Source organism: Xanthobacter sp. BG11Y11_SDJG (genome assembly GCF_057364445.1).
In genome coordinates, this window is the sequence record NZ_JBNFNU010000119.1 from 1 (window position 1) to 10,954 (window position 10,954).

A 10,954-nucleotide genomic window follows, 5' to 3' on the forward strand; every position below is an offset into this window, starting at 1 on the left:
CGCTCCAGGCCGGGCGGGTGGCGCGGGCGCGCGGGCTGTCCGAGGACGAGGTGCGCGCGCTGGTGAAGCGCAATACCATGGGCCGCACCTTCGGCGTTCTGGGCGAGCCCCGCGTCAACGTGCTGGCGCTGAACCTCGCGCTCGATGGCCTGAAGCGGTGACGGACGAGGCGTAGACAGATGCCGCCCACCCCCGAGGAGCGCCCCGCGCCCGAAGCCTTCCTGGAGGCGGCGCGGACGGAGGACCGCGGCCTCGGCGGGAGGGGACGCCTGAAAGTCTTCCTGGGGGCCTCCCCCGGCGTGGGCAAGACCTTCGCCATGCTGGAGGAGGCGCGGGCGCGGCAGCTCGCGGGCGTCGACGTAGTGGTGGCGCTGGTGGAGACCCACGGCCGGTCGGAGACCGCGGCGCTCCTCGGCACCCTGGAGCAATTGCCGCGCCGGTCGGTGGAGTATCGCGGCCAGAGCCTGAGCGAACTGGACCTCGACGGCCTTCTCGCCCGCCGCCCGGCCCTCGCCCTGATCGACGAACTGGCCCACACCAACCCACCCGGCGCGCGCCATCCCAAGCGCTGGCAGGACGTCCTGGAGGTGCTGGACGCGGGCATCGACGTGACAACCACGCTCAACATCCAGCACATCGAGAGCCTCAACGACATCGTCTCCCGGATCACCGGGGTGCGGGTGAGCGAGACGGTGCCGGATCACGTGCTCCAGCGCGCCGACGACATCGAGCTGATCGACCTGCCGCCGGAGGAGCTGATCAAGCGCCTGAAGGACGGCAAGGTCTACGTGCCGCAGCAGGTGGGCCGCGCGCTGGAGAACTTCTTCTCCAAGGGCAACCTGACGGCGCTGCGCGAGCTGGCGCTGCGCACCGCGGCGAGCCGGGTCGACGCCGAGATGCTGGCCTACATGCGGGCCAACGCGGTGAAGGGGCCGTGGCCGACCGACGAGCGCCTGCTGGTCTGCGTCAACGAGGCGCCGGTGGCGAAGACCCTGGTGCGGGCGGGACGGCGCATGGCGGACCGGGCCAAGATCCCCTGGATCGTCGCCACGGTGCTCACCCCGCGCCACGAGACCCTGCCGGCGGCGCGCGCGCCGCCACCATGGAAGCGCTGCGCCTCGCGGAGACGCTGGGCGCGGAGACCGTCACCCTCCACGCGGAATCCGACGCGGTCGCCGAGCTGCTGCGCTTTGCCCGGAGCCGGAACGTCTCCCGCGTGGTCATCGGCCGCCCGCGCGCCCATGATTCCTGGTGGGGCAAGGTGGCGGGGCTGTTCCGCGAGCCGGTGGCCGACCGCCTTCTGGACACCGCCACCGATTTCGAGGTGACGGTCGTCACCCCCCACGGCCCGCTCGACCGGCACGCCAGGACGCGAGCTGCGCTGATCCGCCCGGACTGGCGCGGCTATGTGGCGGCAGTGGCCGTGATCGCGGCGGCGAGCCTCGTGGCCTGGCCGATCGGGGTATGGGACGCGATCCCGGGCGGCGCGATCTCCGCCATCTATCTCACCGCGGTGCTGGTGGTGGGCGCGAAATACGGCCTCGGCGCCTCGCTGGTGGCCACGGCGCTCGGCTCGATGGCCTACAATTTCCTGTACACCGAGCCTTATTTCACCCTCGCCGTGAGCAATCCCGAGGACGTGGTGTCGATCCTCGTCTTCCTCGTCGGCGCGGTCTTCACCGGAACGCTCGCCGGCCGGCTGAAGGCCCAGGTGGAGAGCATGCGCGCGGCCCAGCGGCGCACCGAGACGCTCTACGACTTCGCCCGCAAGATCGCCTCCGCGAGCCAATCCGACGACGTGCTGTGGGCCGCCGCCTATCACATCGCGGCGACGCTCGACTGCCAGTCCCTGATCCTCATGCCCGACCCGACGGGGAGGCTGGAGCAGGTCCAGGGCCATCCTTCCATCGAGGAGCTCGACGCGCGCGCCGAGGGGGCGGCACACTGGGCCTATGAGCGCAACGAGCCGGCCGCTCCGGCACCGCCACGCTTCCCATGAGCGAATGGCTGTTCGTGCCGCTCGCCGCGGGCGACAATCCGCTCGGCGTCATCGGCGTGCGGTTCCGCGACCGCACCCGCAGCCTCGATCCCGAGACCCGCCGGCTGCTGCTCGCGGTGGAGGACCAGGTGGCGGTGGCGGTGGAGCGGGTGCGCCTCGCCGAGGCGCTGGCCGATGCCCGCGTTTCGGCCGAGAGCGAGCGATTGCGCGGCGCGCTGCTGAATTCCGTGAGCCACGATCTTCGCACCCCGCTCGCCACCGTCATCGGCACCGTCTCCTCGCTCGCGGAGGATGAGGGAGCCCTCAGCGGGGAGGACCGGCGCGAACTTATCGGCACCGCCCTCGACGAGGCGCGACGGCTGGACCGCTACGTGCAGAACCTGCTCGATATGACCCGCCTCGGGCACGGGGTCCTGAGGCCCCAGAGCGCGCCGGTGGACCTCGCCGAGATCGTCGGGCGCGTGCGCTCCGATCTGTCCCGCATCCTCGCGGGCCACCGGCTCGAGGTTCAGATCCCGCGCGAGCTGCCCATGCTGAACGTGGACCCTGTGCTGATCGGCCAGGCGCTGACCAACGTGATCGAGAACGCCGCCAAATATGCCCCCCGGGCACCGCCATCACCCTGTCGGCGCGGGCCGAAGGCGCCGAGGCGCTGATCACCGTCACGGATGAGGGGCCGGGCATCCCCGAAGGCGAGCGGGAAAAGGTGTTCGATCTGTTCCACCGCGTCACCCAAGGCGACGGGCGGCCCGCCGGCACCGGCCTCGGCCTTGCCATCGTGCGCGGGCTGGTGGAGGCTCATGGCGGCACGGCCAGCGCACTTCAGGGACCGGGCCGGCGGGGCGCCACCATCCTGCTGCGGCTGCCTCTGGCCGCGGCACCCATCGACGACGGAACATGACGCACCCGGACCCAGCGCCCGCCCGCATTCTGGTGGTGGAGGACGATGCCCCCATCCGCCGCTTCCTCAGGATCGCCCTCGGCTCGGGCGGCTACGAGGTGGCCGAGGCCGAGCGCGGGCGGCAGGCGATCGAGCTCGCCGCCACCTCCGCGCCCGACTGCGTGGTGCTCGACCTCGGCCTGCCGGACATGGACGGGAAGGCGGTGATCGCCGCCATCCGGGACTGGTCGCGCGTGCCGATTCTGGTCCTGTCCGTGCGCGACCGGGAAACCGAGAAGATCGCGGCCCTCGATGCCGGAGCGGACGACTATGTGACCAAGCCGTTCGCCGTCGGCGAACTGCTGGCCCGCCTGCGAGCCCTGCTGCGCGCCCGCAACGACCGCACGGCGGAGCCGGCGCAGCGGGTGCTGGGCGCGCTGGTGGTCGATCTCGCAAGCCGCACGGTTCGGGTGGACGAGCGCGAGGTGAAGCTCACCCGCAAGGAGTTCGATGTGCTCGCCCTCCTGGCGCGCCATCCCGGCCGCCTCGTCGCCCACCGCCAGTTCCTCACCGCCGTGTGGGGCCCGGCGCATGTGGACGACACCCACTATCTGCGCATCGCCATCGGCCATATCCGCGAGAAGCTGGGCGACGATGCCGCCGACCCGCGTTTCATCATCACCGAGCCCGGCGTCGGCTACCGGCTCAGGGAGGGCTGACGGACGCCGGGGGGGGACAGGGAAGCCGGCCCTCAGTCGGCCACGGCCTGGAGATAGGGCGGAACGGGGATCGGCTTGCCCTTGGCGGTGATCTCGAAACGGCGGAGCCAGCGCTCCACGGCGTCCCTCAGATGGGCCTCGAGCGCGGTCGCGGCCGCTCCGGCTTGGCGTCCAGCAGCAGGTTGATGATCTCGAGGTGCTCGTCCAGCGCCGCCACGATGAGCCGGATGGGAATGCCCAGGAACGGGTCGAAGAGGTGGCGCGTGGGGCCGAACAGCAGGTGCGTGCGCTTCAGGGCACGCATGATCTCCGGGTTCGCGCAATAGCCGAGAAGCGTGATGTGGAGATCGGTTTCCGCCTCGTCGAAGCGCGTGCTGCTGATGGGCGTCTGAGCGCGGGTGGCGAGGATGCGGGCGCGCATGTCCGCCAGCACGGCGACAGGCACGCGCGGGGCAGCCTGGCGCAGGGCGGCCGGCTCCAGCAGGCAGCGCAGCTCGTAGAGATGGCGGATGCGATCCGGCGTCATCTGCTCGGCGATCCAGTGGCCGGCATGGTCCTTGGCGATGAGGCCGACGCCATGCATGCGCGCCAGCAGATCCCGCGTGACCGTCCGGCTGACGCCGAAATGCGCGGCGAGGCGCAGCTCGTTCAGCCGCACCGAGCCGAACAGGGTGCGCACGAACAGTTCCTGCTCGACCTCCTGATACATGCGCTCCCACTGCCGGGGCGCCGACACGTCCACCGGATCGAGCACTGCGGACTCGGATGCTTCGCCGCCGGGCACCCGGTAGCCGCGCCCTTCGAGCGGCTCGACCACGCCTTCCTCGCGCAGCCGCTCCAGTGCCTGTCTCGCCGGCGACCGGCTGATGCCGAAGGCGCGCACCACCTCCGCCTCCAGCAGGCGCTCGCCGGGTCGGATCTGGCCGGCTGCGATCATGTCGCGAAGCTGGAGATAGGCCCGGTCCTGCAGGGAGCCACCCGCCGCGCCGTCCGCCCCCCGCGGGATTTCGCTCCCCCCATGATCCGCTCCGTTTCTCCGTCTCGGCGTGTCCGCGACCGCGCCTACCGGCGCTGCAGCCCGGACGCAAGGGGTGCGCCCGCACCCTTGACATCGCGCGGTACATGGCCTCTAACACAAAACTACTTTGGATTCAAAGTACGTTTTTTCACTCCACAGGAACTGCCAGCGTGACATTTCCGGACGCTGCGATCACGTCGGTCGAGGACCTCCGCCGCCTTGCGGCGCGGCGCGTGCCGCGCATGTTCTATGACTACGTGGATTGCGGCTCCTGGACCGGCGCGACCTACCGGGCAAACGAAGCGGACTTCGCCCACATCCTGCTGCGCCAGCGCGTCGGCATCGACATCTCCCGCCGCACCCTGTCGGGCCGCATGCTGGGAGAGGCGGTCACCATGCCGGTGGCGCTCGCGCCCACCGGGCTCGCCGGGATGCAGTGGGCCGACGGGGAGATACTCGCCGCGCGCGCAGCCGAGCGCTTCGGCGTGCCCTTCACCTTGTCGACGGTGAGTGTGTGCTCCATCGAGGATGTGGCCGCCCACACGTCGCGGCCCTTCTGGTTCCAGCTGTACCTGATGAAGGACCGCGCCTTCATGGAGCGGCTCGTCGCCCGGGCGCGGGAGGCGAACTGCGCGGCGCTGGTGCTCACCATGGACCTGCCGGTGCAGGGGCAGCGCCATCTGGACATCCGGAACGGGCTTTCGACGCCGCCCCGGCCGACGCTGCGCAACCTCGCCAATCTCGCCACGAAGCCGCGCTGGTGCCTCAACATGGCGCGGACCGAACGGCGCACCTTCCGCAACATCGTCGGCCACGCGGAGGGGGTGAGCGATGCCTCCTCCCTCGCTTATTGGGTCGCCGAGCAGTTCGACCAGACGCTGAACTGGGACCATGTGCGCTGGCTGCGGCGCATCTGGGACCGCAAGCTCGTCCTGAAGGGCATCATGGATCCCGACGATGCCCGGGCCGCGGTGCGGGCGGGCGCGGATGCCATCGTCGTTTCCAATCATGGCGGACGCCAGCTCGATGGCGCGCCGTCGAGCATCGCGGTGCTGCCGCAGATCGCCGAGGCGGTGGGCGCGCGGGCGGAGGTGCTGTTCGACGGCGGCATCCGCTCCGGCCAGGACGTGCTGAAGGCGCTGGCGCTCGGAGCCGGCGGCGTCATGATCGGCCGGGCCTTTCTCTACGGCCTCGGGGCCATGGGCGAGGCGGGGGTCACCCGCTGCCTCGACCTCATCCGCAGGGAGCTGGACCTGACCATGGCGCTCTGCGGCATCACGGACCTGGCCGACGCGGCCCGCACGGTGGTGCGCGCCCCGACGCCTCCCGTACCGGCGCCGCGCCTGCCGGAGCCGGTCTGAACGCACGATACCCCCGCGCAGGGGGCTCCATCACAGGAGAGGAAGCATGTTCGGCAAGTACCCGATGCACCCCGGCAGTGGGGTCAATCCGCCTTATTCCCCGGCCTACCCGGTGGAGTGGGAATGCGCCCTGCGCACGCTCGAGGTGATGACCCGCGTCGATCCCGTCAAGACGCAGGCGCTGCTTGCCGACACGCCGTTCGAGTTGGTCAACGATCGCGTCGCCTTCCGCTTCATGGCTTCGCCCGGCCACACCCTCTCCCTGCATCAGGGCCGCATGTTCGACCTCATGGTGACGGTAGCGGTGCGCTACGAGGACCTGTTCACCCAGACCCACATCTACATGTACTGCTCCGACCCCATGGGCATCGCCGCCGGGCGGGAGCTGTTCGGCTACACCAAGAAGGACTGCACCTACCGCTTCGACGAGGCCGAAAGCGGCGCCATAGAGAGCGCGGTGATCCGGCGCGGGGTGCCGCTCGCCGAGGTGTCGTTCACGCCCGACCCGCAGGCGCCCGTGGTGCGCCTGGTGGACGGCAGCGAGCAGCCGGGCGGCGAGATCCACGTGCGCCGCCTGCCGCACCCCGAGCGGCTGGAGACGGCCTATGCCGACATCGTCTACCGCCGCACCCCCATCGCCTACGCGGCGCCCGTCGCCGGGCGGGCATCCATGACGCTGCTTGAGAGCGCGTTCGATCCCCTGACCGAACTCGCTCCGGAAATCCTGTCGGCCCAGTTCATGGTCTCCGACGTCTATGGCGGCGGTTTCGCCGTCGAGGATCGACGCCTGCTCAAGCGGCTCATTCCCTGAGCCGCGCCAGAACAAGAATGCGAGGGAGGAACCACATGATCCGAAAGACCGACCCGGCGCTCCGGCGCCGCACCGCTCCGGCCATCTCCCGCCGCGCCGCGCTCGCGGCCGGCGCCTTCATCCTGGCGATGCCGGCGATGGCCGCGGCGCAGGAACCGAAGCCGATCAAGATCGGCGTGCTCACCGACATGTCCAGCCTGTATGCGGACGTGACCGGCAAGGGCTCGGTGCTGGCGACCCAGATGGCGGTCGAGGACTTCAACGCCGCCGGGAAGCCGCTGAAGGTGGAGGTGATCGCCGCCGACCACCAGAACAAGGCCGATGTCGCCGCCGGCATCGCCCGCAAGTGGTTCGACACCGAAGGCGTGGACATGATCGTGGACGTGCCGAACTCGGCGGTCGCGCTGGCGGTGGCCACCATCGCCCGCGAGAAGAACAAGGTGATGATCGCCTCCGGCCCGTCCTCCTCGGACCTCACCGGCAAGGCCTGCTCGCCCAACACCATCCACTGGACCTACGACACCTATGCCCTCGCCACCGGGGCGGCCACCGCGGTGGTCCAGTCGGGCGGCAAGAGCTGGTTCACGCTCACCGCCGACTACGCCTTCGGCCATGCCATGGAGCAGGACGTGAAGAACGTCGTCTCCCGCACCGGCGGCAAGGTGATCGGCGGCGTCCGGGCGCCGCTCAACACCCAGGACTTCTCCTCCTTCCTGCTGCAGGCACAGGCCTCCGGCGCCCAGGTGGTCGGCCTCATCAATGCCGGCGGCGACACCATCAATTCCATCAAGCAGGCGGTGGAGTTCGGCATCCCGCAGGCCGGCCAGCGCCTCGTCGCCACCGTGCTCTACGTGACCGACGTGCATTCGCTGGGCCTCAAGGTGGCCCAGGGGCTGCAGTTCACCGAATCCTTTTATTGGGACCTGAACGAGGGCACGCGCGCCTGGACCAAGCGCTTCGCACCGCGCAATGACGGGCGCTATCCCAGCGCCCTGCACGCCGGGGCCTATGCCTCCACGCTGCACTATCTCAAGGCCGTTTCCGCCGTCGGCGGGGCCACGGACGGGGTCGCGGTGGTGGACAAGATGAAGGCGCTGCCCACCGACGACCCGCTGTTCGGCAAGGGCTCCATCCGGATCGACGGCCGCAAGATCCACCCCATGTTCCTGTTCCAGGTGAAGACGCCGGCCGAATCCAAGTATCCGTGGGACTATTACACGGTGGTCAAGTCGATCCCGCCGGAGCAGGTGTGGCGTCCGCTCGCCGAAGGCGGCTGTCCGCTGGTCAAGTCGTGAGCGTCGCGCTGGTCACGGGCGGCGGCGGCGGCATCGGGCGCGCCATCGCCCTGAAGCTCGCCGCCGCTGGCCACGACGTGGCCGTGGTCGACCAGGACGAGGCCCTCGGGGCCGAGACGGCGCGGCTGGTGGAAAAGGCGGGCCGCGCCGCCCTCTTCCTCGCCGCCGACGTCTCGAACGCTGCGGAGGTCGCGGCTTTCGTGGCCGCGACCGAGGCGCGGCTCGGGCCGGTCGACCTCTTCGCCAACAATGCCGGCATCGAGGGGGCCGTGGCGCCCATCTTCGCCTATCCGGACGAGGCCTTCGACGCGGTCATGGCGGTGAATGTCCGCGGTGTCTTTCTCGGGCTCAAGCATGTGCTGGCACGGATGCGGCCGCGGGGACGGGGCGCCGTCGTCAACACCGCATCCACCTCCGCCATCCGCGGACGGCCGGGGCTCGCCGGCTATGTGGCGAGCAAGCATGCGGTGCTCGGCCTCACCCGCGTCGCCGCCTTGGACGTGGCGGGCACTGCCATCCGCGTCAATGCCGTCCTGCCGGCCCGGTGGAGACGCGGATGATCCGCGCCCTCGACGAGAAGGCGGCGGCCGCCGGAGGCATCCGCCGGGCCGGCACCGCGGAATATGGCGCGCCGGACGATGTCGCGGGCGTGGTCGCCTTTCTGCTCTCGCCGGAAGCCGCCCACGTCAACGGCGCCGCCTGGACGGTGGACGCAGGCGTGACGGTGGCCTGACGGCCCGGCTCCGCATCGGTTTCCTTCAATGTGGGATGAACGACCATGAAGCTCTGCCGCTATGGCACCCCGGGCGCGGAGAAGCCGGGCCTCGTCGACGCGGACGGCCGGCTGCGCGATCTCTCCGGCATCTGCGCCGACATCGGCCCGCGGGAGATCTCACCCGAAGGCCTCGCGAGCTTGGCCGCAGTGGATCCCGCCGCTTTGCCCCAGGTGAAGGGCCAGCCCCGCTTCGGCGTTCCCTACAGCGGCATGAGCAAGTTCGTCTGCATCGGCCTGAACTATTCCGACCATGCGGCCGAGGCGGGACTGGCGGTGCCGGACGAGCCCATCATCTTCCTCAAGGCACCATCGGCCTTGTGCGGGCCGGACGACGCCATCATCCAGCCGCCCCATTCGACCCGCCTCGACTGGGAGGTCGAACTCGGCGTCGTGATCGGCACCACCGCCCGCCATGTGCATGCGGCCGATGCGCTCGACTTCGTGGCTGGCTATTGCGTCGTCAACGACGTCTCGGAACGCGCCTTCCAGATGCAGTCCTCCCAATGGGACAAGGGCAAGGGCTGCGACACGTTCGGCCCGGTGGGGCCGTTCCTCGTCACCAAAGACGAGGTGCCCGACCCGCAGAACCTCGCCATGCGCCTCGACGTCAACGGACGGCGCATGCAGAGCGGCAACACCCGCACGATGATCTTCGGCGTCCGCGAGATCGTCGCCTATTGCAGCCGCTACATGACGCTCCTGCCGGGCGACATCATCGCCACCGGCACCCCGCCGGGCGTCGGCATGGGGATGAAGCCCGAGCCGGTCTGGCTCCGCCCGGGGGACGTGGTGGAACTCGAAATCGCCGGGCTCGGCCGGCAGCGGCAGCAGGTGACGGTCCAAAGGTGACGCCGGGCCGCCCGGGCGAGCAAACGCGTCGGCAGCCTGGCCCCCGTCAGTAGTCCCACTGGGCGCCGATGCCCACCTCGGCGGCGCCGTCGGCGCTCGTGGCGCCCTGGACGCGGATGTTCTTGGTGACGTCGATGTCCACCGTGACCTGGCTGGAATTCGGCGTCGTGCCCTGCCGCACACCGAGATGCATGCGCTCATTGAGGCGTCGGCCGATGCCGACCTGGGCGCCGGTGCCCGCCGCGTCCGTGCCGAGCTCAAGGCTGTCCACGCCGAGCGAACGCCGCATCTGTTCCAGCACGCCCCCGTCGCCGCCGGACAATTGCGCGACGGTCTGGGCGACCTGCAGCGCCTGCGCGGCGCTGAGGCGGCCCAGCGAGCGGCCGAACATCACCCGCGAGAGGATTTCGTCCTGGGGCAAGGTGGGATTGGAGGTGATGGTGATGTCGGGCCGGGAGGCCTGACCCGTCACCAGGATCTGCGCGGTAATGTCGTTGGCCGTGGTCTCGGCCACGAAGTCGAGGTCGGGATCCATAGTGCCGCTGAAGGAGATCTTGCCGCGGCTGAAGGTGAGGCGCCGGCCGAGAATGTCGAAGGTGCCGCGCCGCATCTCGAAGGCGCCGAGGGTGGTCGGGTTGGCGGTGGATCCGCGGAGCGTCAACTCGCCGCCCAGTTCCGCCGCAAGTCCCCTGCCGCGCACGAAAACGTTGTTGGGCGCCGAGACGACGAGATCGAGCGGCATGCCCGCATTGGCACCCCTGGAACTCCTGGAGGCAGCCCCAGAGGCGGTCCGCGCCGCCGGCCGCCGCGCCGTCGTGCCGGCGATGGCGGGCGGCGGCCGTTCACGTGGCGCACATTCAGCGCCGCCGCGCCGCCGGAGAGCTGGTCCGGAATGTTCACGTCCAGCGAACGCACCACCAGGCGGCCGGTGAGGCGGGGGGCGCGGGCGAAGGCGCCGTCCACGGCCACGCGGCCCTCCGCCACCAGCCGCATGAGCTCGCTGCTGACGAGGCCCGCATTGCTGAGATCCACCTCGATGCGGCCCGGAAGACCGGCGCCGGGGATCAAGCCCCACCTGCCGCGGCCGGTCAGGCTCCCGCCGTTCGGGGTGCGGGCGGACAGCGCGGCGAGCGTCACGGAGCGGTCCGTGCCGTTGAGGACGGCCTGAATGTTCGTCAGGCTCACGCCGTTCACGCTGTCGGTGAAGCGGGCGTCGGTGACGCGCGCCGTGCCGCCGGCGCGCGGCG

General features: G+C 70.6%; 12 protein-coding genes and 2 pseudogenes. 11 read left to right on the forward strand and 3 right to left on the reverse strand.

The window, feature by feature from the left end; translation table 11 throughout:
- From AC2W7M_RS11890 to AC2W7M_RS11915, 6 genes are all read left to right on the forward strand, one after another.
- Positions 1-161, forward strand: a 161-nt coding sequence (locus AC2W7M_RS11890; protein ID WP_486132555.1) for a potassium-transporting ATPase subunit C, incomplete at its 5' end; no start/stop codon positions are given.
- An 18-nt stretch (positions 162-179) separates the two neighbouring features.
- Positions 180-1,328 (forward strand): sensor histidine kinase KdpD, encoded by a 1,149-nt coding sequence (locus AC2W7M_RS11895; RefSeq protein ID WP_486132546.1) that lies wholly within the window; start codon positions 180-182, stop codon positions 1,326-1,328.
- Complete coding sequence (locus tag AC2W7M_RS11900) at positions 1,262-1,999, forward strand: DUF4118 domain-containing protein (protein ID WP_486132547.1); 738 nt, start codon at positions 1,262-1,264, stop codon at positions 1,997-1,999. The genes AC2W7M_RS11895 and AC2W7M_RS11900 overlap by 67 nt, the downstream gene beginning before the upstream one ends.
- Positions 1,996-2,655, forward strand: a complete 660-nt coding sequence (locus AC2W7M_RS11905; RefSeq protein WP_486132548.1) for a sensor histidine kinase — start codon at positions 1,996-1,998, stop codon at positions 2,653-2,655. Before AC2W7M_RS11900 ends, AC2W7M_RS11905 begins: the two co-directional genes overlap by 4 nt.
- Positions 2,655-2,900 carry a sensor histidine kinase gene (locus tag AC2W7M_RS11910; RefSeq protein WP_486132556.1) on the forward strand — a complete coding sequence of 82 codons (246 nt, stop codon included), beginning with the start codon at positions 2,655-2,657 and terminating at the stop codon, positions 2,898-2,900. The genes AC2W7M_RS11905 and AC2W7M_RS11910 overlap by 1 nt, the downstream gene beginning before the upstream one ends.
- Positions 2,897-3,598: a response regulator gene (locus AC2W7M_RS11915; protein ID WP_486132549.1), complete on the forward strand. Its 702-nt coding sequence runs from the start codon at positions 2,897-2,899 to the stop codon at positions 3,596-3,598. The genes AC2W7M_RS11910 and AC2W7M_RS11915 overlap by 4 nt, the downstream gene beginning before the upstream one ends.
- Positions 3,599-3,725: 127 nt before the next feature.
- On the opposite strand, the gene AC2W7M_RS11920 is transcribed toward AC2W7M_RS11915, so the two are convergent.
- Entirely contained in the window at positions 3,726-4,604 is an 879-nt protein-coding gene (locus AC2W7M_RS11920) for a GntR family transcriptional regulator (protein WP_486132557.1), read from the reverse strand.
- 182 nt (positions 4,605-4,786) lie between these two features.
- Here AC2W7M_RS11920 and AC2W7M_RS11925 point away from each other — a divergent pair, with 182 nt between their 5' ends.
- From AC2W7M_RS11925 to AC2W7M_RS11945, 5 genes and pseudogenes are all read left to right on the forward strand, one after another.
- The gene (locus AC2W7M_RS11925) at positions 4,787-5,977 is read left to right on the forward strand and encodes an alpha-hydroxy acid oxidase (RefSeq protein ID WP_486132550.1); all 1,191 of its coding nucleotides are present in this window, start codon (positions 4,787-4,789) and stop codon (positions 5,975-5,977) included.
- A 46-nt stretch (positions 5,978-6,023) separates the two neighbouring features.
- Entirely contained in the window at positions 6,024-6,788 is a 765-nt protein-coding gene (locus AC2W7M_RS11930; protein ID WP_486132551.1) for an acetoacetate decarboxylase family protein, read from the forward strand.
- Positions 6,789-6,823: 35 nt separating this feature from the next.
- Positions 6,824-8,083, forward strand: a complete 1,260-nt coding sequence (locus AC2W7M_RS11935) for an ABC transporter substrate-binding protein (RefSeq protein ID WP_486132552.1) — start codon at positions 6,824-6,826, stop codon at positions 8,081-8,083.
- Positions 8,080-8,816, forward strand: a pseudogene (locus tag AC2W7M_RS11940) (SDR family NAD(P)-dependent oxidoreductase). The gene AC2W7M_RS11935 and the pseudogene AC2W7M_RS11940 overlap by 4 nt, the downstream one beginning before the upstream one ends.
- 45 nt (positions 8,817-8,861) lie before the next feature.
- Positions 8,862-9,707, forward strand: a complete 846-nt coding sequence (locus AC2W7M_RS11945) for a fumarylacetoacetate hydrolase family protein (protein ID WP_486132553.1) — start codon at positions 8,862-8,864, stop codon at positions 9,705-9,707.
- A 46-nt stretch (positions 9,708-9,753) separates the two neighbouring features.
- Here AC2W7M_RS11945 and AC2W7M_RS11950 read toward each other — a convergent pair.
- Together AC2W7M_RS11950 and AC2W7M_RS11955 are read right to left on the reverse strand one after the other, a co-directional pair.
- Positions 9,754-10,455, reverse strand: a pseudogene (locus AC2W7M_RS11950) (translocation/assembly module TamB domain-containing protein); the annotation flags it as partial.
- The coding region (locus tag AC2W7M_RS11955; protein ID WP_486132554.1) for a translocation/assembly module TamB domain-containing protein at positions 10,365-10,954 on the reverse strand (590 nt) is incomplete at its 5' end. The pseudogene AC2W7M_RS11950 and the gene AC2W7M_RS11955, both read right to left, overlap by 91 nt.